This window comes from Methanocella arvoryzae MRE50, from assembly GCF_000063445.1.
In the GTDB taxonomy this organism is placed as follows: domain Archaea; phylum Halobacteriota; class Methanocellia; order Methanocellales; family Methanocellaceae; genus Methanocella_A; species Methanocella_A arvoryzae.
In genome coordinates this window covers 2,630,343-2,653,591 of sequence record NC_009464.1, presented here as the reverse complement: position 1 = coordinate 2,653,591, position 23,249 = coordinate 2,630,343, and the positions used below count along the sequence as shown (strand labels likewise).

Genomic DNA, 23,249 nt, shown 5'->3' with positions numbered 1-23,249 from the left:
TATAGTATTGCCCGGGAGTACAGCATGCAGGATAGCGCAGATAGTGAAATAAGCCGCCTGTACAACAGAGGCCTGGATCTGCTCGGCAGAGGGGATAGCAGGGAAGCCGTCAAATGTTTTGACCGGATCTTAAAGCTGAACCCTGACAGCATTAGCGGCTGGTATGGCCGTGGCCTGGCCATGAAGGCGAGCGGAGACCTGAACGCTGCGCTCGAATGTTTCGACCGGGCGCTGTCCTTAGATCCGGAGTTGACAGAGGCGTGGCAGGAAAAAGGCCTCGTATACCAGAGTGCCGGAAACATCGATGGCGCAATACTATGTTTTTCCTGTGCTGTAGGCATTGATCCGCTGTACGCCCCGGGCTGGTTTTCCAAAGGCCTCGCACTGCAGGAGAAAGCCATGGAGAGCGAGGACTATGAGTTGTTCAGGGAGTCTGCCGAGTGCTTCGAATGCGCGCTGAAGATGAGCCCCGGGATGACGGAAGCCTGGTTTGGCAGAGGAGTGTCGCTGCTGATGCTCGGGCAGCCGCAGGAAGCCGTCCGCTGTTTCGATCACGTGATCGAATCCGACCCGGTCCATGCCGGGGCGTGGTATAACAAAGGCCTTGCTTTAAAAGAGGCGGGTGACAGGCCAGCCGCAGAAGCCTGCTTCAGTCTGGCCCGCAAACTGGCAGAGCCGTAGTCCCTTTTCAGGTGACAGGCAATCATCTGTGGCATCCCCGGCGGCACAACTTTTCTTCAGAGCCGTTTTTCCCTGCGGTGAAGTTCATCAGAATAATTGTACAACAGGCTAATATGAAGCCTAGAGTTCCCGCAAGCGTGAGCGAAGAGTACGAGAGCCTGTACCAGAGCCTTAAGGACGCCGTCAACGTGCCGGGCAACATCGGCCTGGCAGCCAGAGATGCCTTTCGCCTGGCGCAGTCTCACTATAACAAGGATTTCGAATACGCCCTGCCCCCTCTGAAGTACCTGCCCACCATGGCAAACGAGAACATCACCGGCGAGATCGAGAAGATCAGCAACATGACCGCCCGCCTGAAGAGAGAGCTTCCCCACATGAAGCGGGAAACCGAGAACATCATCGGAGCGCTGGAAAAGCTGGCAGAGGTGGCCCTGCGAGAGGACAAGAGGGAATACCACGGGCTGGCACGAGCATTTATCAGGTTCATGCAGAGGGAAGACCAGATCCTGTATCCTGCAGCCATCCTGATAGGGGATTTAATAGAGGCGAAAGCGGAGCTTGAAGGGCAGAAGCTGGCGCAGCTTCACGCCTGACCTGAAAAGGATTTAGTGTCTGGCTTCCATCTCGCCGCCGGCCCTTTTTCCCTTATCGTCCAGCCGCTTCAGAGGTTTCACCGTCGGGCCGTGGAGGACGCTGCCATCGTAGCCGAACCATGAGCCGTGGCACGGGCATTCCCATGTTCTTTCCCCGTTGTTCCACTCGGTATAGCAGCCCATGTGGGTGCACTGTGGCGTTACTGCGTGGACCTGGCCTGAGGCTTCTTTGTAGACGTTGGCCTTGTGCCCCCCATATGTGGAGAAACCTGCACCGCCGGCAGGGATTTTCTCCAGGGGCTCCGGGCCTTTCAGCCTTTCGCCGACGAAATGCTTCATGATGAAGCCCTGAGTGGCCAGCAACTCGCCCGCCTCTTTCGTGAGCTTGACCCGGTGAGGATCGTAGGCTTCTTCCCAGGGGCTGGAGCCTTTCAGGATCAGGTCGGTATTGATCATGGCAGCAACCGTGCCGTATGTCATGCCTGTGCCTTTGTACCCGGTGCCGATGTAGCAGTGCTTCATGTTGGGCATCCGGCCGATGAAGGGCACGCCATCGAAGGTATAATAGTCCTCAGTCGACCAGCTGTAATCGATGGATGCGATTTTGTACCGCTCCCTGGCATACTGCTCCAGCGCCCGGTATTTCTGGATCGTGTCAGTCACTTTGCCAGTCTGGTGATCTTCGCCCCCGATGATGACCAGATTACCACCATCTGCGGGAGTAGTCCGGATATAGTGACAGGGCTTCTCGGTACTGTAGAACATGTCCTGCGATACGTCGCCTTCGACCCGGACGCCGAGGACGTAAGAACGGCAGGCTTTCATCCGCGTCACCAGCAGGTCCTTCATCGTAAACGGGACCTGGGTGGCAACAATGACGTGGTTTGCCAAGACGTTGCCATTGTAGGTCTTGACTTTGCAGGTTTCTCCGTCGTCGATGTCGGTGGCCATGGTGTTTTCGAACACGTAGCTGCCGTCACTGTTGATCGCCTGTGCAAGCGGCAGCAAGTACTTTCTCGGGTGAAACCTCAGCTGGTTTTCATATCGAATCGCCCCGTAGTTCTCGAACGGCAGGGGAGCCTTATCTACGTAGGAGACAGGGAGGCCCAGGCGCTTGTTCGCCTCGAACTCGTCTTTCAGGTCTTTGAGATCCCCCTCTTCCGATGCGTACACATACTCTGCAGGGCGGGCCATGTCACATTCAATGCCGTACTCCCGGGCAGTCCGGGCGATCTCCTCGATTGAAGCCTGCTGCGAGTCTGCGATCATGCGGGCCTTCTTTTCTCCGAAGGTCTCGATCAGCTCGCCATATTGCAAAGCCTGCGCAGACGAGACGTGAGCGGTCGTATAGCCCGTAGCCCCGTGCAAGATCCTCCTGCCCTCGATCAGCGCGACCTTGAGGCCGGCATTCTTCAGCTTTAGCGCGCTCGTAATGCCCGTGATGCCCCCGCCGATGACGGCGACGTCCACCTTTAGATCGCCAGACAATGGAGGATAGTCCGGATCATGCGTGCTGGCAGTCCAGAACGACTCGGACCTGCCCTCTACTCCGTGCTTGCCATCCGATTCTGCAACCATAACAAGACCTCTGTCAATGCCTGCCGGCAGCCCAGCAGTAAGTTTGTGAGATCAGGTCAGTCGTAGCCATGATAGCCTTATTTGAAGTATTATCCATGTCGTGCGGCCCAACTCCGCGTTTACGCCGCAGCCGTGGAGAGAACATCGAGACAGCGGGACTGCCTGCCGGGCTATCGAGGATTTCATAGCGGTAAAGCAGGAAAGGCGAGGTCCTGTCCGGTTACCGACAAAGGGGTTTTTATAGCTCTTCAACACCTAATACTGATAAGGTAGATAGTGAGACTAAATACGAATAGTTGACCCCGGGGGGATATTGTGGAAAAATCAGCAATAGTTAAGGTGATCGTATCGCTGGGCGGCCTTGCTCTGGCTTTCGCGCTCACCGCAGTTGTTTTCCAGTATGTAGTGCCGGATGCCGCAGGGCTGCCAAAGGATTCGATCGTATCGACGATCATCACGGTCGTCGGAGCGATGGCCCTGGCGATCGTCGTCATCTCGATCATACTGTCAATCCTTTACATCTACGACTCGAGGCTCAAGAAGCCTTACGAGGACCGCCTGAAAGGCGTGAAGCGAGAGATGGAAAATTCATCTTCGTTCTGGAGGATCGCCCTTCTGACGATCGTCACCCTCGCCTGGATGGCAGTGCTGTACTTCTTCTGGAGGGACATCCCGATAATGGTGGAGATGCATTCCGGCACCTTGCAGCCGCTGTTCACAGAGAACTTCGCCGTGTTCGTACCCATATTCATGGCGCTCGGGGCAGGCATGATCATTGCTAATCTGCTGTACCTGCTCCCGTTGGGCAAGTGGATACCCTCTCTATGCGAAGTGGCAATGAGTATCGTGAGCCTCGTCCTGTTCTACTGGATCCTGCAGGTGTTCCCGTTCAACCCGGACCTGCCCGAAATGGGTAAACTGGGCCTGGCCCTGCTGCTGGTCCTGGCGATCGTGGGATCGCTGATCGACATCGTCGGCAAGCTCTGGAAGACCTTGAAGATCATCATCTACGGGAAGGATTAGGCTCAGGCAGGCTGGAGGTTCCCGAAGGCCCTCATGACAACTTCGCTCAGGGCGGGATGAATGACCTGGGTTGTGTACAGCGGGCCCAGATCCTGTCTCCCGCAGTTCATCATGTAGGCGACCTGCTGTACCAGTACTGCGGCGTCCGGGCCGACTACCGAGCAGCCTAATATTTTTTTATTGTCCGCCGTGACCACTACTTTGACGAAGCCGTCATGATTATGCATCGCTATACCTTTGGCTGTCTGGATATACTTCGCCCGGCCGACCAGGACTTTGATGCCTGCTGCTTTTGCATCTGCCTCGGTCATCCCTACGTGGCCTACCTGAGGATGGGTGAAGACTGCGTGAGGCACTGCGTGCTCGTCCACCTCCATCTTGTGCTCGCTGAACATGTTGGTGTATACGACTTCCGCGTGATAGTTGGCCGTATGCCGGAACATGTACCTGCCGATCGCGTCGCCGATGGCCCAGATGCCGGGAACGCTGGTCTCCAGGTACTTGTTGACTTTGATCCAGCCTTTAGCATCGGTTTCCACTCCGGCCTTCTCTGGCTTGAGCAGGTCTGCGTTCGACCGCCGGCCCAGAGCTACCAGGATCTCGTCGGCCTCGAATGAGGCGGTAGTGCCATCCTTTTTGCTTTTTGCGTAAACGACCTTCCTGTCGCCCTCTCTCCCGACCTTATCCGCCTCGAAACCGGTTTGTACGTGGACATATCTGGACATGACTTTAGTAACAGTATCGCTCACTTCGGGGTCTTCATCGTTCAGCAGCACAGGCGGGCGGCTGACTATGGTTACATCAGCGCCCATTGCCGAAAAGAAGTGAGCGTACTCGCAGCCGATGTAGCCCCCTCCAATGATGATCAGGCTTTTCGGCATCTCCCTGAGTTGCAGGAGCGATACGTTATCGAGATATCCGGTTTCCTTAAGGCCGGGTATAGGCGGTATCGCCACCCGTGCACCAGTGGCAATGACGATTTTCGGCGCGGTGATCTCATGGCTTCCGACCTTCAGGGTGTGAGGGCCGGTGAACTCTGCCACGCCCTGGTAAAATGCCAGATTTTTCGCCTTGCGAAGGCCCTCTTCCATTCCCTGGCGCTCCCCGTCGACAAAGTTCCGCATACGCTCCATGATCTGGCCGAAATCGGGCTTTATCGTGGTTGCGACACCGATAGCCGATGCTTCCTGGGCCGCCCGGATCACGTCCGCAGGGTAGATCAGCATCTTTGAAGGGATGCAGCCCGTATTCAGGCAGGTGCCGCCTGTCGGCCCTCTGTCGGCCAGTGCCACTTTGCTGCCGTCGCTCAATGCGTAACTTACGATCTGATCGCCTGCTCCCGAGCCTATGACTATTAGATCAAAGGTCTCCATGCACAGCCTTCCGCCAGACTAGTACGCCCGGTGAGACGACATATCTTATGCGGGACAAACACGGGCAAGGGTGCCTCGGCCGCCGGAGTTATACTCCGGTAAATCTGATGATAGCTGTTTTACCCTGCAGTGACGATGCTACAGTCACGTGATAATGGGGGGAACAACATGGCCAAATTCAAACCTCTGGATATGAAAGGCACGCCGATCGACGACCAGTTCATGAGCTGGAACGAGATGATCAAGGAGCCTTACGACAAGGAAACTACGGACGCTTACACCAAGACCCGGGTTATCCTGATGAACGGCATTGAAAACAACTCTGTGATCACATCGCACGCGATGGCTCGCCTCATCAGGGATGATGAAGTTAAGAAGCAGATGGCGATCATCAGGCGGGCGGACTCTCAGCACCAGGAGACCATCAACTGGCTGAACCCGGCCAGCGCTTCGGTCCTGGAAACCACCGTCAGCTACGAGCAGGTTGCCGTCGATCTGACAGCTAACCTCGCCAAGAACGAGCCTGACCCGTACTTCAAGCAGGTGCTGGACTTCGCGCTGCTGGAGGACTTCGATCACCTGTACAGGTACAGTAACATGATGATGCTGCTGGAAGGCAAGGATGCTACGATGATCACCCAGAACAAGACCGACATCAAGCCCGGCAGACCCACCGTCGTCGAGCACCGGCATCCGGTGGACGAGATGAGGAAGCACTTCGACAAAGAGACGGCCAGCCTCAAATCGAAGATGAACAACGAGACCATCGTCTCAGCAGAGCAGCAGACCATGCTCTTCTACAGGTCACACGGCTACCAGTACGGCGACGACCTGGCGAGAAAGCTGTATGCGGAGATCGCCGAGATCGAGGAACAGCACGTCTCCCAGTACGAGCTGGTAGGCGACCCGAACGTGACCTTCCTGGAGAAGCTGACACTCCTGCAGCTGAACGAAGCGTACAACTACTACTCATGCGCCCAGACAGAAACCGATCCTCGCATAAAGAAAATCTGGGAGAGATTCTGCGCAGACGAGATCACCCACTTCAACATGTGCGCTCAACTGCTGGAAAAGGTCGAGGGCAGGGACGTCATGGACGTGCTGAAGCAGGACTCGATAGAGCCGCTGATCGTCTTCGAGCCCAACAAGGACTACGTTAACGACGTTCTGGAGACCCAGGTGAACCTCCAGCCCTACAACATGGAGTTCATGGACGCGAACAAGCTGCCGGGAGGCTGGCTGTCCTACACTTACAGGGAGAGGGTCAACGCCGGAGGCGTGCCGTCCGAAGACGTGATCGCCCGGGCGCAGAGCGCACTGGCGGCACCGGGAGGAGCTACAACCGGCGAGTGACGCGAGGTAGTTTCACAGCCGCCATGCCTTGCACACGAAAATATTCATTGTGTTAGAGAGCTACTCTGATCTATGCAACCAGTAGCTCTCGAAGACCGGATCAGGGAGATTGCCAGGCAGGAAGGCGTGGACTTTTTTGGAATAGCCGATCTGGCCGTGGCTAAGGAAGAGCTTGCGAGGCAGGGTGGGCCCGGGATGGCGAAGTACCCCAGGGCTATTTCGCTGGGCATCCGGCTGTTTGACGAGATCGTGGACCAGCTGCCCGACCGTAAGAGTAGGGCGGTGGCCGTCAGCTATCGCACTCACTGCTACGACGTGATCAACCTCCGGCTTGATGAAGTTGCCTCGAAGATCGCGGGAGAGGTCCAGCGGGCCGGACACAGGGCGTACCCGGTCCCTGCGTCTGCCAGAACGGATGATGAGCGCATCTGCGCTGTCTTTTCCCACAAGCTGGCCGCCCACCTGGCAGGCCTGGGCTGGATTGGCAAGAGCTGTCTGCTGGTGACACCTGAAGCCGGCCCGAGGGTACGCTTCGTCACCGTGCTCACAGATGCCCTGCTGCCCGCGGGAGAGCCGATGGAGGTGCAGTGCGGGAACTGCACGGAGTGTGTCGACGCCTGCCCGGTCCAGGCCTTTACTGGCAGGAATTTCCGGGAGGACGAGCCCAGGGAAGCCCGGTACGATGCCCGGAAGTGCGAGGCATACTTCAAAGCCATGGAAAAGGAAAGCGGGCCGGCAGTCTGCGGCATGTGCCTGTATGCCTGCCCGCACGGGTTAAAGACCTGACGGACAGCGCCCGCACAGGGGTAAAATCAGGCATTGAGGTCGACGGTCCGCCGGATGCGCTTGAGCATCGCGGCAACGTCCCGGCCAAGGAGCTTGCACCCATCGATCTCGTTTTCCGAGGGCTGGTACTTCACCCTGATCACCGGATCCAGTACCTTAAAGCCCAGCGCCCGCAGCTTTTCCGCCACCATGATCGGGCCCTGGCCGCTCCAGCCGTAGGAGCCGAACACGACAGCGATTTTTCCACTGCAATCCTGAATGCAGAGGCTGTCGATCAGGTGGGTGATCGGCCTGGCCGGATGATAGTTGAAGGTCGGGACGCCAAAGCCGACGGCGGCCGCTGTGAGGATATCTTCGGGCTTCACGTCGAAAGCGTCGGCTAGCTCTGCGTCGACATGCAGCGACTGCGCCCTATCCTTGATCGCCTCTGCCAGCGCTCTTGTGTTGCCCGTAGTACTGTGGCATACGATGAGGAATTGCGCCATAGTGAGAAATTTGATTGTAAAAGTATATAAGTATCTGAATGTGAAGCCAGCATTGCTGCGAGAAAAATCAAAAAATGTTCAGGATAATTACCCCTCGTAGTCGCTATCGTCACTTGCTGATTATGCTATTGTGCAGCAGGCGGTTACGCCTTACTTTCGGCCCGCTCATACCATCAGGCTATTATACCTTGAGACAATTGTGATGTCGCCAGCAGGAGAAAACGTATGGATCACATTGTATATGTCACCAGATCATCCGCAGAGCTGAAGGAACTACTATCGGGCGAGCGCCGGGCGATTGTCAGAGGTTCGCTGGGCAAGCGGGCCCCCTACGGCAAAGTGAAGGCGGGTGACATGCTCTTTTTCACCACCGGCAACGGGACCAGCAGAGTCAAGGCCACGGCGGTCGTCAGCAAAGTCTACGACTCCCCGAAGCTGACCCCTGAAGAAAATGAGTCGATTCTCGATGACCACGACGAAAAACTACAGCTGACCGAAACCGAAAAAGAAAAGCTCTCGAAGAAACGGTACCTCACCCTCATCGAGGTCGCCGACGTCAACCCCGTCGTGCCCTTCACTGTCACCGCTTACGGCTCCGGCGAAGATGACGACTGGGAAAGCTTCGATAACATCGACAGCGTCATTCAATAACAAGTGGCATATGAATCGCAAAGACTCTAAGCAAGCTGTCTCATATTTCGTGTTCGTTATACGGTAAGGAGATAGTATCCTTACTAGAGAATCGGTATGATCTTATACCACTAGTTCGCCCGCCAGGCCGCCTGCAAGCAGGCGTCCATTGCGGGCGATACAATGACGAACGCTGCGCTGTGCCGGGACACAGATTTACAGTATCCCCGTGTTTGTGGTGTTGGTGGTTGGGTTGCTGGTGGTTTGGGGGGTGGAGTAAAGTGAGGTATTTGTGTGGGGGCGGGGTTATCTCATGGTTTGTGGTAATAACGTATGAGACAGCCTCTTCCGCCCTCAGATGTGAATCATAAGTGTGTTGGTTTAAAGTCTTTATCTCGGGTGTTTAATGCATACTTCCAGTTCAGTAGGGCTGGTTGGTATTTCCTCCTATTGATCTGGTGTGCGTTGGAAAAGACTAGTATGGAGGATTTGTCTGAAAAATTGTTTTTCAGCAGCGATCAACTCTTTGTATTCTTGGGGCGGATGAGTATTGAAGAGATCACTTGCGGGGTGAACCTGCTTCTGTATCATTCTTTCAAGTTGTTATGGAAAAGAGCGGTTCAGTATTGTCCGGATATCGTGGATTCACCGGTCCTCTTGGCTATTGATACTACGGATAAACGGTATTATGGAGTCGATAATGAATATGTGCATCGTACTTTGAAGATGGAGGGGCGGAAGAAGAAACGGGTTAGTGTTCTCCGGTATGCCTCGATCAGTATCGTGGCGAAGAACTTTAAATTCACTTTGGGGGTTACGCCTAAAAAGAGGGATGAACCCCTGGACCGGGTGGTGGAACGACTTTTAAAGTTGGTCCCGGAGGAACTCAGTGTTTTCGCAGTGCTCATGGATAAAGGATTCTACCTGAGCAGTGTTATGAAAACAGTGGACAAGCAGGGTTACAAGTACATTATACCGGTGAAACAGTATGGTAGCATGTCCCTCCTGTACCGGTTGTTAGAGCTTACCGGAGTGTCTCATTGGAAGTACACGATGCGTGGTGGGGAGTCTTTGGAGTACACGTATGACGTGTACCTCGAGGATCTTGGAATTGAAGCGTACTGTGGCTTCGCTACCAACCTCCCGGTAACCAGGATGAGTTTCACAATTCTTGCTGAAGCGTACACTAACCGTTGGAATATCGAGAACGGGTATAAAGAGACTAAGGAGTACACGATAAAAACAAACAGTCGGAATCACGGTTACCGCACCTTAGTATTCGGTTTAAGCCACCTAATCCTGAACCTGCACGGCATCATGAAAAAGACACATCAAAAAGCAAAGATCACTGTTAACCAGATGAAAAACATGCTGAAACAATTTTTGGAAAGAATTTTACAACTACCTAAGAGACCAGACAACATGATCTCAAAACACCTAAAAGTTGCCTGGTAACAGCCAACCGGATAGCTCAGGCTATCAACAAAAACCTATTAAACCCCCAATTTTTAACACCGACTCGTAAATAAGCCCGCCCCCGGATAAGCACACCAATCCCACCCCACACAAACCACACCCACCCAACCACCACCACACACCACGTGGATACTGGATTTAACAGATTGTACAGATTGCACAGAGGAATATCGTAGATAAAACAGGTAATGGTCGCCTTTACCAGCCTGATTCGACGATCATCTGTCTAATCTGTATCATCTGTACAATCTGTGTCCAGGCACAGCGCAGCGATAGTGTTGCTGTCTCACCGAACCCGGGCAACCAGAGAACGCACAGCGCAGCGATAGTGTTGCTGTCTCACCGAATCTGGACAAACAGAGAGCATCTCTGCGACGCTTTTCCCTAAGTTCTTTTCGCCTTTGCGCCGAAGTAGTTCAAGTTAGATTTTTCTCGTCTGGATGGTAAGGACTACTGCACTCGCGGAAGACTCTTTTTCCCGCTCTATCTTCATGAAGAACACGTAGTAAGCGACTGCTGCGAGCAGGTATACCACACACGTGATCATGTATGGCAGGAGGTAGTTGTCATTGGCCATCATGATGCCGCTTACGTAGGTGCTCAAGGCCAGGAAGAGATACCAGCCCATCGATGTTAAGCTGCTGACGGTAGCCCGTTCCCGGTCGCCGAGGAGTTCCATGTTGAAGTTAGAGATGGCCGGGTTGGCCATGTTCATGAAGGTCATCCGCATGACGTAGGCGAACCCTGCGAGGTAGATGTTCGTGGTCACGGCGATCAGGATGAGGAAGGGTATCGACAGGAGCTGGGTGATGGCGATGGTCCGGACTTTGCCGACACGCTCGGTCAGCAGAGGGATCAGCAGCAGTCCGATAATCATCGTCACCTGGCCGATTGAGAATATGACGCCGATCTGCTCAGTCGGTGCGGCCAGCACTTTGTGGAAGTACACGTTGAAGAAGGGCACGATCATGCCTGCCCCGATGCCGATGAGGATGTTGACGGCGACGAGCCGCTGCACAGTAGGTGTCCTGATGACCTGAGCCACCATCCTGAGCCGTTCGGATCGGTCCGCCACCGGAGGCCGGTTTTCCTTTATCATCGCCAGTGGTACCAGAGTGATCAGGACTGCGATAAGGGACAGGTAGAGCGTGTACCGGTAGGGCAGCACCGCCTCAGGGCTGACACCGGCCGCTCCCGCGATGACCGTCGGCAGCATACCGCCGCACAGGTTGCCGAATATGGCCGCCACGGTATAGACTACGGAGTTCATTGAAAAGAGGTACATCCGCTCTTCCCCGGATGAGTTCTCTGCCATGAACGGGTTGCCGGCGACGATAGAGAACGCCATGGCTATGCCATAGCAAACTCCCATGAACAGCAGCATCCACCCGGTAGCGATCGTGTAAAGCAGGGCCAGGGCGACTGCCAGCAGTATGCTGGAAAGTACCAGCGTATTTTTCCGTCCGATCCGATCGCAGACTATCGCTGCAGGCAGTGCAAACAGCCCTGTCGAGACCGACATGACAGACAGGATCAGGCCGAGGAAGTCCTCGTGGTAGCCCAGCTTGAGCACGTAGAGGTTGAAGATGACCCCGTAGATGCCCGCGTTGAGCGCCAAAAAGAACTCGTAGGCTAAAAATTTCCGGGCATTTGGCGTGAACTGCCTGACTCTCGATATGTATGACCCTATGCTGTACACGTTTTCCACCTTGTGCGCCCGAAAAAGAAGGGTGCCGGCCGGTTCAGGCCGACATGTCCTGGTTCTCGAACAGCAGTATAGATATGATCAGCAGTACCGCCGTGTAGACTACGAGGAATACGACGTTTGCCCAGAGAGGCATGCCCACCGCCGTCTGCTCCATTGCCGGGTCGAGCAGCTGAGGCATGATATCGTGGGCCAGCGGGTCAATCCATACCATGATCTTAGCGTAGATCGGGTAGTCTTCGAAGCCGCCCAGGAAGAATATGGCTCCGCCCGAAGCTACGTTGTAGCCGACGATGTTGCCGATGATACTGGAGAACCACAGGCCGATCCACGCCATGATAGAGCCGATGATGGAGATGAACGGGTTCTTAGTGACCGTGGATATCAGCACGCCTATGGCGACGTATACAGATAGCATCAGAACCATCGAGATCAGGCCTCCGGCTACTGGAAGCAGATCGCCTGCCGCAGGGTACTTGCCTGTCAGGACAGCAGTCGCAAGGTATGCGAAGATAGCGCTGGCAAGGAACAGAGCAGCGACCACGCTCAGGCACCCCAGGAATTTGCCGAAGATGACGGAGCTTCGGTCTACCGGTTTGGACAGCAGCTGCAGAATGGTGCGGTCCTTCCGCTCCATGGAGATGGTGTCGGACGAGACGATGACCGCGAGGAGTGCCAGCACGATGTTCAGGTTGCTCATGATGGCCAGCACCATGTGGGGCTTGAAACTTTCCGTACGGGTCATCATGACCACTGCGAAGGTGAGCAGCAGGGCAAACCCGAAGTAGAATATGCCCAGGATGATGAATCGCTTAGACTTCAGGTTGTCTTTGAACTCCTTGACCGCGATCGTCTGAATGTTCTGGATTTCTTTGCCGCTGATCGCCATGTTACCCCTCCTTTTTCTCTCCGATCACCTTGAGGAACGCGTCCTCCAGCGTCGGCACGATTTCCTTGATCTCCCGGACCCGGAAGCCTGCTCCGACCAGGGCTGCGTTGACGTCTTCTGCGACCGCTGGCTCGTCCATGGTCAGGTGCAGCCTGCCGTCCAGGATGCTGGCGCTCTCCACACCCTTGACTTTCCTGGCGGTCTCCACAAACCTGTCGTCGATCATAGGCGAGGAAATCTCGAAGGCGGCCAGGGTGCCCTTGCTACTCCTCAGGAAATTCTCGATGGGTGTCTGGACAAGCATGTGCCCGGCTTTGATGATCCCGACCACGTCGCTGATCTCCTGCACCTCGTGCAGGATGTGGGAGGAGAGGAAGATCGTGACATTGTCCTTTTTGAGCTTCCTGATGATCTCCCGGATGTCATGGGAGCCCTGTGGGTCCAGGCCGGTGGTCGGCTCGTCCAGGATCAGCAGCTTAGGATTGCCCAGCAGAGCTATTGCGATGCCCAGCCTCTGCCGCATGCCGTGAGAGTACCCCTTCACCCGGTCGTCGCCGCGGCCTTCGAGGCCCACCTGTGCAAGGAGTTCCGGGATCCGCTGCTCCAGGTCTTCCGCGCCGATCAGTTTGCCAAAGTACTGCATGTTGTCGGCGCCCGTCATGTTTTCGTAAAACGCCGGCCTCTCGGGCAGGTAGCCCGTCAGCTTGCGAATCTCGTAGTGCTGAGTGATAATGTCATAGCCAAGGACTTTCGCAGAGCCGCCATTGGGCTTCGTAAACCCCATGAGCATGCTGATCGTCGTCGATTTTCCCGCTCCGTTAGGGCCCAGGAAGCCGTAGATCTTGCCCTCCTCGACGGACAGGTTCAAATCGTTGACGGCGACGATCTTACCGAACTGCTTCTTCAGTCCATGCGTTTCGATCGCGTTCATAGCATCATCTTCCGGTAATTAGGATTGTTATGTATGAAACCTTTTTTCTATAAATACTCTATATCGCAATACTGAAACAAAACCGACATATTGTTATACTAAAAGTTTGAAAGAAGGTTTGAGTAGTACAACATCCATGTTGTACTACCATGGGGTGGATGCTTGGAAATTGACAAAAAGGCCGTCGATTCTCTGACTTCTTTCGGCCTTACCGAATACGAGGCGAAGGTTTACCTCGCGCTGGCAACCAGAGGAGTCCAGAAAGCGAGCGCGCTGGCCGACATCAGCGATATCCCCCGGCCCCACGTCTATTCTGTCATCAAGCTGCTCCACGAAAAAGGCCTCATCATCATAATCCCCGAAAAGGTGGCCAAGTACCAGGCGGTGCCCATCGAGACAGTCCTGAACAAGCTGCTGCAGGACCGCATGGAGTCGATCAGGTCTCTGGAAGCGATCGGCAAAGACCTGACCAGCATGATCAGCGAGAACAGGAATAAGTCAGAGGAGGAAAGCGGCGAAAAGGTCCGGCTGTATAACGGCCGGTGGGCCATCATGGATCTTATCCACAAGATGATGGGCAGGGCTACTTCTTCGTTCAAATTCATCACCAGCGACCGGGGCTTCTTATTAACTGCCGCTGCTTACGAGCAGGACATTGCAGCGCTGGAAAAAAGGAAAATTACCGCCCAGTTCCTGCTCCCGGTCGAGAAAGACACCATCACGATGGTGGAGAGGCTGTCGAAAAAGGCCAGTATAAGGCACCTGGACAGCACGGACAGGCTGGATATGCTGGACCCCGCCGAGCAGGAAAACGCCTTCCTCAGAGTGGTAGTGGTGGACGATTCCGAGGTGCTGTTCGTGAGGGCGACGCCTGGAGGCGGGGACGAGTCGGCCATCTGGACGTCCCAGAAAGAGCTGGCAAAAATGATAAGCCTCATGTTCAGGCACATGTGGAGAAACGCCCCGGACCTGACTTCTAAAAAGGCAGAGATAGAGACTGGCCGCAAGCCAGAGCATCTCACGCCCATCTACGGAGACGTCGAGCTGGACGGCGTGCTGCGCATGATACTGTCCAATGCCCAGACGCGCCTGCGCTGCGTCATATCCCAGGACCAGCTGGTCTACAATTTCAACACCATAATCGCTGAGATCAGGAGCAAAGCAGGCAAAGGCCTGAAAGCACAGATACTGGTCTCCATCAGGAACGACTTCGGCCGGGGCCATACGCTCGCAGGCAAATTCGGCGACATCGCGGCCATTGTCGACACCATGAAGGCGCTGGGAGTAGACATCAGGCACCCGCTCGAAGAGAGTATTTTATCCATGTACATGAACGACGAGGAAGTTTTGTTCAACCTCCTCGGGGAAAGCGCCACTTCCTCTTCCGGCGGAAACATCGGCGTATATACGAACCACTACGATACGATCGCCCGCATCACCGAGCACTTCGACAGGCTATGGGATAAATCGATCGACGTATCCGAGAGGATTTCGGAGATCAACCGGTATATATCCAAAGAAGTCGTGAAAGACGGCGAGGAAGGCATCAAAAAGTACTTCGAGCGCCTCAGCGGCCTCAACCTCGGCCACTTCGCCATCAAGACCTCCGACCCTGAAAATAAGACGATCACCATCATATGCACAGACTCAGCCGAGGCCAGGCTGGAAGTGAAGAAGGCAGCCCACAGCGACATCTGCGAGTCCGCCCGCAGCGCGTTCAGGTCTTTTGGAGAGTACGTCTACGAAAATACCCACATGGCCTGCTCCGAGACAAAATGCATCTCCCGCGGCGACCCCTTCTGCGAGTTCCACCTCTACCCCGCTGAGAAAGACCGCAAGGCAGTCAGCAACGAGCTCGTCAAGTTCTTCGAGTCCATCAAATCGGAGCGTAACAAGCCTAAAGTATAGCCTTTTTGGACAAAAATCTGAGGAAAAAGCGTGCTATGGATTGATTAGCACGCTTTTCAGCTCAGTATACTGGTCGATGACCTCAAGGCCATTCTCACGCCCGAGGCCGCTGTCCTTGATGCCGCCGAAGGGCAGATCGGGCGGGACTTTGGTGTGCTGGTTGACCCAGGTGATGCCGGACTTGAGGCGTTCGCAGCCGATGGTGGCGTGCTCGATGCTCTTTGTCCAGATGGAGGAGCCGAGGCCGTATACGGTGTCATTGGCGCGCTCGATGGCTTCGTCGAGGTCTTTGACTACCACGACCGGCAGGATGGGGCCGAAGATCTCTTCTCTCATCAGGATTGAGTCGGGTGCGACGTCGGTTATGAGCGTGGGCAGGTAGAAGTAGCCCTTATCGAAGTCGGGGCCTTTAGGCGCTTCTCCGCCACACAGGATCTTGCCCTCGCCGTTCGCCCGGACGGTTTCGGCCACTTCTGCAATGCGATCTCGCTGCTTACGGTTATTCATGGGCCCCATGTCTACGCCGTCGGCCATGCCGTTGCCGACTTTGAGGGAGGCGATCTTTGCATGGAGATGGCGAATGTACTCGTCTGCAATCGACTCAAAGACAAACAGCCGCTTTACCGCGGTGCATGTCTGGCCGCAGTTGTAGAACCGGCCTCTGACAGCGCCATCGACTGCCGCTTTCAGGTCGGCGTCGTCGCACACGATCATGGGGTCGCTCCCGCCGAGTTCCAGCGTCACCCGTTTCAGGCTCGCCGAAGCGGCTTCCATGAGGTGTTTGCCCGTGCTGGTCTTGCCGGTGAATGAAACTTTGCGAATCCGCGGGTTTCTGGCGATCTCGTCGCCGATGATGTCGCCTCTGCCGGTCACGACGTTCAGGACCCCGGCAGGCAGCCCGGCCTCTTTCATAATGTCGGCAAGTCGCAGGCATGTCAGCGGGGCGGTGCTGGCGGGCTTGAGCACCAGTGTGTTGCCTGCCACCAGTGCAGGCCCCACTTTCCAGCTCATGAGCAGGACCGGGACGTTCCACGGGATGATTGCGCCGCAAACGCCGATAGGCTTACGCAGCACTGCCCCATACCGCTCGTGAGCCAGAGGTACGAGGCCTGTGCGAAGGCTGGCGGAGATGCCCGCGAAATACTCCAGTGTGTTGGCAAAGCCTTGAACTTCGTCCCTGGCTTCCCTGAAAGGCTTGCCCTGTTCAGAGGTGAGCAGGACGGCGAGGTCTTTCGTCCTATCGCGGACGATCTGGGCCGAGCGGAAGAGAATTTTGCCCCGCTCCCGGGCCGTAGTGGCCGACCATTTCTCGAAGGCTTCCTCGGAGGCGTCCACCGCCCCCCGGACGTCGTCGATATCGCCGGCCGGCACAGTGTCGATGAGATCGCCGGTCGCGGGGTTATTCACGCCGAAGCGCTTTCCAGATCTGGCTGGAACTGCTTTGCCGTTGATGAACATCTCCATAGCAATCAAGCGTAGTATGACGCTGCTACTACTTATTTGTAAACGTCGAGTGTAACGGCTGGAGTCTGTACAGAGTTTGTACAAACTATGTACAAACTCTGTACAAAGAAAAGATAAAGAAAACATACAATGGTGGGAGTAACGCCATCTCCGCGCAAGGCGGAGTATCCCTGCCTTTCTACCCGGGATTGACACGGAATCACGGCCACCTTCTTCGCAAGGCGAAGAGGATCGTTCTCCAGAGGAGATTCCGTGAGAGGCTTACTCCCGATCATCATGTAGGCAAAACGGGATAAATAAATTTGGGCTGAAATATTCTGTAATGCGACGATATGCAGTACACCATTGAGACGCTATGGCATTTTGGCCCGCGGAAATTTCGAAAGGCTGTAGCGAGTCCCATATGTCGATCAGGTTACACTCTTACCAGTCCAGCGATACCTGTTCCTGTGCTCTTTGATTACGTATCCCTGCGCGGCCAGGTGATCAAGCACCCCTCTGCAGGCGTTGTACCAGTAGTTGATCTCGTTTGTGATGGTGGACCTGGTACGCGGAAACAGTTCGCTGATGACTACGTTGCGGTCTACGACGCCTTTTTCGATGAGAAACGGGATCAGCTCGTCCCTGACTGCCCGGGCGTTGTCGGCAGAAACGTTTTTGATGGTCACCAGCTCCCCGAAAACGTCATGCGGCGGGGCGGCAGCTTTCTCGATCTTGCCAGTGGTAAAGCGGTGCTCGCCCGGCTTCGCCGCCATGCACTGCTCAATAGTATCTTCAAGCGCCTGGATCCTGCGCTCCAGCCGGAGAAGTTCGGCATCGTGGCTTTCCGGTGGCTTCTCAGATCGCATCCGGTCCCGCAGCACCTTGTTGATGAAGGTAGACACCTTCAGCTCGTCCTTGTTGCGGTAGACCCACTCGAGGACATCGTCGGAAAGCGAAATGCTGATCTTCCTCACGTGCCTCCGGTGATGCGGGCTCCGGTCAGGGGATGCCATAAAGGATCATTCACCCCACGTAACCATATTTGTATCCACCAGCCGAAGCGCCCGAATGCCACGTATGCCAGCACAGTAACCTATATGCTAAGAACGCGCTGATTAGTGCTTATGCTCCTGAACGATCTGCTGAAGACCACCGAGGACGTATTTTTGATCGAAAGCAGCTACGAAGGAATCGAGATGAACCTGAAATCCATGGGATATCTCGACAAGCTTCGTAGTCTGCCGGAAGGCTCGATTGAGGCAACGGTGACGATCAAGGATAAAAAGGGAAGCAACCTGGGCATCGCCTACAAGAACCGGCACCCGGATGGAGATTTCTGGTTCGTGATACCGTATCCCTGTGCGCCGCCGATGCGCCGGCAGACTGAAGCAATGGTTACAAGCATTTCCGCGTCAGGAGCGATCGCTTCCGCTAAGTCCAGAAAGGTAGATGGAGAGACGTTTTCCAGAGCTGTTCGCCAGTACATGTCTACCAGCCTGGCGGAGGGGGCCTTCTGTGACTGTACGAAGGAGAAGGAGCCGCTGTCGTTTGCCCGTAACGACAGGCGAGGCACGCGGATAAGAAAACTGATACAAAAGACAGCCGGTGAGCACGGTAAGGATCCTGAAAACCTGAACGCGCTGGAGATCTGCTGCGGCAACGGCATGTCGACGATGCCCTTACGCAGGACCTTTAAAACAGTCCTGTCGGTAGATAACGATCGCTGCGCCGTCTGCAACGGCCTCTACCACGGCATCCTGGTGCCTGAGGATACCGCTGTAGTAGACGCCATGGAGCTTTCCAGGTTCGGGCTGGGAAAATTCGACGCCGTCGTGGGTTTCATGTTAGGTGCGATATACGAATTCAACAAGCCCATGTGGAGAAAGATCATGGAGGAGTCGGTTAAGATGCTAAACGACGACGGTTTCCTCCTGCTTACTGTCAGCAAGGAAGACGAGATGGATTTCATCTCAAAGACGTTTGCGTCGATGGGTATCGAGGGCGAGGTGGTCGATAACCGCCAAAAAGATAGCATTTACGATAGCTGGGCCTTTGTTGCTGTGAGATAACCGGGCAACAGGCATAGAAATCTTTTTATACGTCGGTAAATCACGTGTATATAAACGTGTCGTTCCAACTTCCCGAAAAATGGTATTTAATGGCGCTACTCGCCTCATCATCTCAAGGCTTGAGGATTTCCTGAATATCGAAAAGTTTCAGTACTATTATTATTCTCCAAGGTTTAGAGTACGTCAGCCCCGTTGCTAAAGCAGGCCCGAAAATAATTCATTCATTATACATATAAAAGTTTGAGAGATTTCACGCGTATCACCACAATACTTATATACTAGCATATCATTCTCTTGATCAAATTATTACACTGCAGAGAGTGATTAAGAAATGGCAACTGAAGGCAGGGAAAAGAGGAACTTTGGATTGATCAACGAAAAGGGCGAGGAAATTGGTACGTTCAGCGGCGCACAGCCGAGGGACGCAGCCCTGAAGGTCGCAAACCGGGGCATTACCAGCATCGTGCTGAGGGAGAAGGGAACCAAGAAGCTCCACTACTTCGTCGGCAAGAGGGAACTCGTCGCAGTGCCCAAGAACGCACCCGCCTGGATCCAGGACGCAGCCAAGAAGAACAAGGGTAAGATCTTCAAGGCAAACGTCGAGAAGATCGGCACCGCTCAGCTCCAGTTCGTGAAGCTCGAGAGGAATGACAAGTCGTTCTTCAAGATCCCCAAGAAGGCCGGCGAGAAGAAGGGCAAGAAATAAGTCTTAATTTTTACGCCGGAGTGCCTGCAGCGCTCCGGATTCAATTATTTTAGCTTATACGCATTTTCTATCAGTCTTTAATGCAAAATAGCCATATCTTGCAGAGATACGGGAATACTGCACGAGATATTACAAGCTATTGACGGCCTGATGCATTTAAGCCCCCTAAATCAAAAAATTTTAAAAATTAACGGCCGTCTGGTATGCCGATATTGGACAAAAAAGGCGTATGCAAAACTATATATGGGTTCGAAGCCTTGTTAGATTGTAAAAGGAAGTATATAGCTGCCTCCGGCAAGGGGTTACCAGATCTCTTTGGGCCCGCCGGGCAGAAGGAAGTGAAAATTTATGGACGCTGTTCGTATCAACGTCACACAGGTCCTGGGCGCAATGGTCGGCCTGCTGGTGATCGTCGCTGGCGTCTTCGTTAACGTTAGGAATTTCGGCGCGGACATACCGCTGCCCAACATTGCCATAATCATTGTTCTGGGCATTGTTCTGTCGCTGGGCATTTTTCTGCTGTCCAGAGACTGAATAAGTCAGGCATAATTTCAAATCGCCGGCCGCCAGGCCAGATAAGACCTTTTAAGCGAGGGCACTAGGATAAAGCATTAATATGAGCTCCGGCCAAATGAGCTTACCATGAAACCGGGCATCAGACACGGGCTCTTAATTCTGACCGGCCTGGCGGCCGTGCTGTTTATCATCTTCTTCACAGCCTACGGGCTTACGACCTACGGGTCTATCAGGGGAATAGTCGGCAGTATCGCGGCGGAGACAGACCAGGCTGCATCGCTCCACAATCAGTACGTGGCGATGATCGGCCACTTCTCAGGCAACCACGGAGATACGTTCACATACCGGTTCGGCGGCCTGCCCGTCTCGGTCGATAGAAGCGAAGTAGGAACCCTGGACGAAGCAGGGACTTTGAATCTGTTGCTGGACATGTACACTGCCAACATTTACCATGTCAAGTTCAGCACTGGCCTGATGGGAAAAGTAAGCAGCCTGTTCAACGCCGACGCCAACTTTGCCTGCAGCCTGCTGGCGCTGATCGCTTTTGCCGCGTTCATCTGCCTGGCCATCGCCTCAGTGCTCCCGTACTGGGAGGGCAGCCTGGGCAAAAAACTCAAGGACGAAGGCCTGGTCATCATCGCCTTTTGCGCCCTCGCGTTCTTCGTCTTCCTGATTGCCCCCGCGCTCATAAAATCGATGATATGGGGTGCTATCCCAAGCTCTGACGTAGCCAGAGACATCATCCGCATAATCGAGTCCAGGATAGTTTCCTCGCTGCTCCTCGACGACATCCTCGTAGCGCTGGTCGGCGCCCTCATCTTCGCCATCGGGTACGTAGTCGACAAAAATGCGGGCAGCGGCATAGCCCCAAAGACAAGGCAGGAAAACGCCAGGCGCCCCGCCCAGCCCCCGGCCCAGCCGAAAGGCGGACAGCAGCCGCCTCAGAAGCCAAAGTATAAAGGGCTCTGAGGGCAAGCCGAACGTCGCGCCGTGCGTTCTACCGGTTGCCTGGGTGTGGTGAGAAAGCAATACGAACGCTGCGCTGTGCAAAACCTCACAGATTTCACGGATGATGCAGAATCTGATGATTCTGCCAGAATCCACAGATTTCTACGGATAGCACAGATGATGCTCGATTTCACAGATAAATAAAAAAATATTCTGATCGACTGTCGTATGATTGCTATCGGTGTTCGAATAATATTAGAGTATTCCTTCTGTGATATCGTGTAGTAATCTGTGGATTCAGCAGAGGAATCTGTGGAATCAATCGTAATCTGTGGCATCTGTGTGGATTGGCACAGCGCAGCGTTCGACAACGTTCACCCACACAGAGACAACTGTTCACGATTATCCCTGTAATAGTGGCCAGCACAGCGCAGCGTTGGACTTGCTGCTTCGGGGTAGTCTGTGAAATCAGGTCTTTCTTATAGAGTGTACATCACTCGCTCCTCGATGAGCCGGACGATATGCTCTGACCGCCCTAAAGGCTCAAGAAGTATGATTTCTTTACCGTTAACGACGCCTCCCGGGGGCGTGATGTCCAGCTCTTCGGGGATGGTCGCCCGGGTGTGGTAGCCGTGGGCAAGGAGCAGGGGCATGACGATGATCCGGTCTGCATCAATGGCCTGTACTGCCTCTGAGATCCTGGGCGGCTTCTCGAGGTAGCAGGCCTGTACAGTGGAAAAGCGGCCTGATTTTGAGAGCTGCTCGACATAGAAAGGCAGCACATCGTCTGCCCGGGGGTCTCTGCTGCCGTGTCCGACAATTAAGAGAGCGACCTTCATCTCTTGCTTTCCTTCAGGGCATCCTTGACGATCTTGATGGCGCAGAGGTCGCCGCACATGGAGCAGGCGTCGCTGGCGGTCATCCGGGTTTCCCGGATATTGCGAGCCTTTTCGGGGTCGATGGCCAGCTCGTACTGCTTTGCCCAGTCCAGGCCGCCTCTGGCCCGGGACATGTCCAGGTCCCTGGCTCTGGCCAGTTCCCGCTGGCCTTCCTTTACCGTGTCCGCTACGTGGGCGGCGATCTTCGTCACGACAGTTCCCTCCCGGATGTCGTCTGCAGTAGGTAATGCCAGGTGTTCTGAAGGAGTCACCATGCAGAGAAAATCAGCGCCGTACATACCGGCGATAGATCCTCCGATCGCCCCTACGATGTGGTCGTAGCCGGGGGCGATGTCGGTCACCAGCGGGCCGAGCAGGTAAAGCGGCGCATCTCTGGTCAGCTTTTTCATAGTGCTCACGCTCGTGCCGACTTCGTCAAGGGGAACGTGCCCGGGCCCTTCCACCATCGACTGCACGTCCTTTTCCCGGCACCGGCCCACAAGCTCTCCCAGCGTGATCACTTCCATGAATTGGGCCCTGTCGCTGGCGTCTGCCATGCACCCGGGCCTCATGCCGTCGCCGAGGCTCAGCGTCAGATCGTGCTCAGCCGCTATTTCCAGCAGATAGTCGAATTCCTCGTACAGCGGATTTTCCGCCTCGTTGTGGAGCATCCAGGCAATAGTAAAGGCGCCGCCCCGGCTGACCACGTTCATCACCCTCGGGTCACGCCTGAGGCGGTCCAGCGTCGACATGGTTACTCCACAGTGAACCGTGATGAAGTCCACGCCGTCTTTTGCGTGCTCCCTGATCGAGTTGAAGATGTCGTCGGAGGACATGTCCACGACGTTCTTGCGCTTCCTGGCCGCATGGTAGATGGGCACTGTGCCGACGGGCACGTCGATCTCTTTCACGAGGCGGCGGCGCACTGCGTCGATGTCGCTGCCCGTTGAGAGATCCATGACTGCGTCTGCGCCGTACTTTACCGCCACCCGGGCTTTTTCGACTTCGTCAGCGGGGTTATCGTAATCCTTTGAGGTCCCTACGTTAGCGTTAATCTTGGTCGACATGTACTTGCCGATCGCCCTCGCCGGAAAGTTTCTCGCCACATTTTTGGGGATGACGACCTGCCCCGAAGCCAGAAGGCCCCGCAGCTGGTCAGCACTAACGCCCTCCCGCCTGGAAACTTCCCATATATCGTGGCTTATGCCCTTTTTTGCGTCACGGATCAACATGATGAATGGCCCATCCTGGTTAAATACTTTAAAACACTAAACA

Annotated in this window: 22 protein-coding genes; 12 read left to right on the top strand and 10 right to left on the bottom strand. The window is 54.9% G+C overall.

Features of this window, described 5'->3' with window-relative positions:
* Window positions 1-24: 24 nt before the first annotated feature.
* Together RCI_RS13010 and RCI_RS13005 are read left to right on the top strand one after the other, a co-directional pair.
* The gene (locus RCI_RS13010) at window positions 25-681 is read left to right on the top strand and encodes a tetratricopeptide repeat protein (protein ID WP_012036913.1); all 657 of its coding nucleotides are present in this window, start codon (window positions 25-27) and stop codon (window positions 679-681) included.
* Between the two features lie 113 nt (window positions 682-794).
* Complete coding sequence (locus RCI_RS13005) at window positions 795-1,274, top strand: hypothetical protein (protein ID WP_148266628.1); 480 nt, start codon at window positions 795-797, stop codon at window positions 1,272-1,274.
* Window positions 1,275-1,286: 12 nt separating this feature from the next.
* On the opposite strand, the gene RCI_RS13000 is transcribed toward RCI_RS13005, so the two are convergent.
* The gene (locus tag RCI_RS13000) at window positions 1,287-2,852 is read right to left on the bottom strand and encodes an FAD-dependent oxidoreductase (protein ID WP_012036911.1); all 1,566 of its coding nucleotides are present in this window, start codon (window positions 2,850-2,852) and stop codon (window positions 1,287-1,289) included.
* A gap of 315 nt (window positions 2,853-3,167) precedes the next feature.
* Here RCI_RS13000 and RCI_RS12995 point away from each other — a divergent pair, with 315 nt between their 5' ends.
* A complete protein-coding gene (locus RCI_RS12995; RefSeq protein ID WP_012036910.1) occupies window positions 3,168-3,875 on the top strand; it encodes a hypothetical protein in 708 nt (235 codons plus the stop codon).
* 2 nt (window positions 3,876-3,877) lie between these two features.
* Here the strand turns inward: RCI_RS12995 and RCI_RS12990 are convergent, their stop codons facing one another.
* Complete coding sequence (locus tag RCI_RS12990) at window positions 3,878-5,248, bottom strand: dihydrolipoyl dehydrogenase (RefSeq protein WP_012036909.1); 1,371 nt, start codon at window positions 5,246-5,248, stop codon at window positions 3,878-3,880.
* A gap of 168 nt (window positions 5,249-5,416) precedes the next feature.
* Between RCI_RS12990 and RCI_RS12985 the strand changes: the two genes are divergently transcribed.
* Both RCI_RS12985 and RCI_RS12980 read left to right on the top strand, forming a co-directional pair.
* Window positions 5,417-6,601 (top strand): hypothetical protein, encoded by a 1,185-nt coding sequence (locus RCI_RS12985; RefSeq protein ID WP_048198607.1) that lies wholly within the window; start codon window positions 5,417-5,419, stop codon window positions 6,599-6,601.
* A gap of 72 nt (window positions 6,602-6,673) precedes the next feature.
* On the top strand, window positions 6,674-7,387 hold the full coding sequence (locus RCI_RS12980) for a 4Fe-4S double cluster binding domain-containing protein (protein WP_012036907.1): 714 nt from the start codon (window positions 6,674-6,676) through the stop codon (window positions 7,385-7,387).
* Window positions 7,388-7,413: 26 nt separating this feature from the next.
* Here the strand turns inward: RCI_RS12980 and RCI_RS12975 are convergent, their stop codons facing one another.
* Entirely contained in the window at window positions 7,414-7,872 is a 459-nt protein-coding gene (locus tag RCI_RS12975) for a flavodoxin domain-containing protein (protein WP_012036906.1), read from the bottom strand.
* A gap of 225 nt (window positions 7,873-8,097) precedes the next feature.
* Between RCI_RS12975 and RCI_RS12970 the strand changes: the two genes are divergently transcribed.
* A complete protein-coding gene (locus RCI_RS12970; protein ID WP_012036905.1) occupies window positions 8,098-8,523 on the top strand; it encodes a hypothetical protein in 426 nt (141 codons plus the stop codon).
* A gap of 459 nt (window positions 8,524-8,982) precedes the next feature.
* A complete protein-coding gene (locus RCI_RS12965; protein WP_048198606.1) occupies window positions 8,983-9,957 on the top strand; it encodes a transposase in 975 nt (324 codons plus the stop codon).
* A gap of 442 nt (window positions 9,958-10,399) precedes the next feature.
* Here RCI_RS12965 and RCI_RS12960 read toward each other — a convergent pair whose 3' ends face one another.
* Genes RCI_RS12960 through RCI_RS12950 form a run of 3 tightly spaced genes read right to left on the bottom strand, consistent with a single transcriptional unit; the run spans window position 10,400 to window position 13,503 of the window.
* Window positions 10,400-11,677 carry an MFS transporter gene (locus RCI_RS12960; RefSeq protein ID WP_231844849.1) on the bottom strand — a complete coding sequence of 426 codons (1,278 nt, stop codon included), beginning with the start codon at window positions 11,675-11,677 and terminating at the stop codon, window positions 10,400-10,402.
* A gap of 43 nt (window positions 11,678-11,720) precedes the next feature.
* The gene (locus RCI_RS12955) at window positions 11,721-12,572 is read right to left on the bottom strand and encodes an ABC transporter permease (protein ID WP_012036903.1); all 852 of its coding nucleotides are present in this window, start codon (window positions 12,570-12,572) and stop codon (window positions 11,721-11,723) included.
* Window position 12,573: 1 nt separating this feature from the next.
* Window positions 12,574-13,503, bottom strand: coding sequence for an ABC transporter ATP-binding protein (locus RCI_RS12950; RefSeq protein WP_012036902.1), 930 nt, complete (start codon window positions 13,501-13,503; stop codon window positions 12,574-12,576).
* A 162-nt stretch (window positions 13,504-13,665) separates the two neighbouring features.
* Here RCI_RS12950 and RCI_RS12945 point away from each other — a divergent pair, with 162 nt between their 5' ends.
* The gene (locus RCI_RS12945) at window positions 13,666-15,411 is read left to right on the top strand and encodes a helix-turn-helix domain-containing protein (protein WP_012036901.1); all 1,746 of its coding nucleotides are present in this window, start codon (window positions 13,666-13,668) and stop codon (window positions 15,409-15,411) included.
* A 33-nt stretch (window positions 15,412-15,444) separates the two neighbouring features.
* On the opposite strand, the gene RCI_RS12940 is transcribed toward RCI_RS12945, so the two are convergent.
* Both RCI_RS12940 and RCI_RS12935 read right to left on the bottom strand, forming a co-directional pair.
* On the bottom strand, window positions 15,445-16,875 hold the full coding sequence (locus RCI_RS12940) for an aldehyde dehydrogenase family protein (RefSeq protein WP_173363048.1): 1,431 nt from the start codon (window positions 16,873-16,875) through the stop codon (window positions 15,445-15,447).
* Window positions 16,876-17,285: 410 nt separating this feature from the next.
* Complete coding sequence (locus RCI_RS12935; protein ID WP_148266627.1) at window positions 17,286-17,870, bottom strand: hypothetical protein; 585 nt, start codon at window positions 17,868-17,870, stop codon at window positions 17,286-17,288.
* 111 nt (window positions 17,871-17,981) lie between these two features.
* Here RCI_RS12935 and RCI_RS12930 point away from each other — a divergent pair, with 111 nt between their 5' ends.
* The 4 genes from RCI_RS12930 (at window position 17,982) to RCI_RS12915 (ending at window position 21,117) form a co-directional block, all read left to right on the top strand.
* A complete protein-coding gene (locus RCI_RS12930) occupies window positions 17,982-18,926 on the top strand; it encodes a class I SAM-dependent methyltransferase (protein WP_012036898.1) in 945 nt (314 codons plus the stop codon).
* A 331-nt stretch (window positions 18,927-19,257) separates the two neighbouring features.
* Complete coding sequence (locus RCI_RS12925) at window positions 19,258-19,632, top strand: non-histone chromosomal MC1 family protein (protein WP_012036897.1); 375 nt, start codon at window positions 19,258-19,260, stop codon at window positions 19,630-19,632.
* A gap of 348 nt (window positions 19,633-19,980) precedes the next feature.
* Window positions 19,981-20,166, top strand: a complete 186-nt coding sequence (locus tag RCI_RS12920) for a hypothetical protein (RefSeq protein ID WP_048198604.1) — start codon at window positions 19,981-19,983, stop codon at window positions 20,164-20,166.
* 108 nt (window positions 20,167-20,274) lie between these two features.
* Window positions 20,275-21,117, top strand: a complete 843-nt coding sequence (locus RCI_RS12915; RefSeq protein WP_012036895.1) for a hypothetical protein — start codon at window positions 20,275-20,277, stop codon at window positions 21,115-21,117.
* 458 nt (window positions 21,118-21,575) lie between these two features.
* On the opposite strand, the gene RCI_RS12910 is transcribed toward RCI_RS12915, so the two are convergent.
* A complete protein-coding gene (locus RCI_RS12910) occupies window positions 21,576-21,935 on the bottom strand; it encodes a sirohydrochlorin chelatase (protein WP_012036894.1) in 360 nt (119 codons plus the stop codon).
* Window positions 21,932-23,206, bottom strand: coding sequence for a phosphomethylpyrimidine synthase ThiC (gene thiC / locus RCI_RS12905; protein WP_012036893.1), 1,275 nt, complete (start codon window positions 23,204-23,206; stop codon window positions 21,932-21,934). Before thiC ends, RCI_RS12910 begins: the two co-directional genes overlap by 4 nt.
* Window positions 23,207-23,249: the final 43 nt, after the last annotated feature.

What these genes read in the sequence shown, in the direction of transcription:
- RCI_RS12920 (WP_048198604.1), top strand. Translation starts at nt 19,981, where the DNA reads ATGGACGCTGTTCGTATCAACGTCACACAGGTCCTGGGCGCAATGGTC.
- RCI_RS12930 (WP_012036898.1), top strand. Translation starts at nt 17,982, where the DNA reads ATGCTCCTGAACGATCTGCTGAAGACCACCGAGGACGTATTTTTGATC.
- RCI_RS12965 (WP_048198606.1), top strand. Translation starts at nt 8,983, where the DNA reads ATGGAGGATTTGTCTGAAAAATTGTTTTTCAGCAGCGATCAACTCTTT.
- RCI_RS13000 (WP_012036911.1), bottom strand. Translation starts at nt 2,852, where the DNA reads ATGGTTGCAGAATCGGATGGCAAGCACGGAGTAGAGGGCAGGTCCGAG.
- RCI_RS12980 (WP_012036907.1), top strand. Translation starts at nt 6,674, where the DNA reads ATGCAACCAGTAGCTCTCGAAGACCGGATCAGGGAGATTGCCAGGCAG.
- thiC (WP_012036893.1), bottom strand. Translation starts at nt 23,206, where the DNA reads ATGTTGATCCGTGACGCAAAAAAGGGCATAAGCCACGATATATGGGAA.
- RCI_RS12975 (WP_012036906.1), bottom strand. Translation starts at nt 7,872, where the DNA reads ATGGCGCAATTCCTCATCGTATGCCACAGTACTACGGGCAACACAAGA.
- RCI_RS13005 (WP_148266628.1), top strand. Translation starts at nt 795, where the DNA reads ATGAAGCCTAGAGTTCCCGCAAGCGTGAGCGAAGAGTACGAGAGCCTG.
- RCI_RS13010 (WP_012036913.1), top strand. Translation starts at nt 25, where the DNA reads ATGCAGGATAGCGCAGATAGTGAAATAAGCCGCCTGTACAACAGAGGC.
- RCI_RS12990 (WP_012036909.1), bottom strand. Translation starts at nt 5,248, where the DNA reads ATGGAGACCTTTGATCTAATAGTCATAGGCTCGGGAGCAGGCGATCAG.
- RCI_RS12940 (WP_173363048.1), bottom strand. Translation starts at nt 16,875, where the DNA reads ATGGAGATGTTCATCAACGGCAAAGCAGTTCCAGCCAGATCTGGAAAG.
- RCI_RS12935 (WP_148266627.1), bottom strand. Translation starts at nt 17,870, where the DNA reads ATGGCATCCCCTGACCGGAGCCCGCATCACCGGAGGCACGTGAGGAAG.
- RCI_RS12910 (WP_012036894.1), bottom strand. Translation starts at nt 21,935, where the DNA reads ATGAAGGTCGCTCTCTTAATTGTCGGACACGGCAGCAGAGACCCCCGG.
- RCI_RS12925 (WP_012036897.1), top strand. Translation starts at nt 19,258, where the DNA reads ATGGCAACTGAAGGCAGGGAAAAGAGGAACTTTGGATTGATCAACGAA.
- RCI_RS12950 (WP_012036902.1), bottom strand. Translation starts at nt 13,503, where the DNA reads ATGAACGCGATCGAAACGCATGGACTGAAGAAGCAGTTCGGTAAGATC.
- RCI_RS12955 (WP_012036903.1), bottom strand. Translation starts at nt 12,572, where the DNA reads ATGGCGATCAGCGGCAAAGAAATCCAGAACATTCAGACGATCGCGGTC.
- RCI_RS12985 (WP_048198607.1), top strand. Translation starts at nt 5,417, where the DNA reads ATGGCCAAATTCAAACCTCTGGATATGAAAGGCACGCCGATCGACGAC.
- RCI_RS12970 (WP_012036905.1), top strand. Translation starts at nt 8,098, where the DNA reads ATGGATCACATTGTATATGTCACCAGATCATCCGCAGAGCTGAAGGAA.
- RCI_RS12915 (WP_012036895.1), top strand. Translation starts at nt 20,275, where the DNA reads ATGAAACCGGGCATCAGACACGGGCTCTTAATTCTGACCGGCCTGGCG.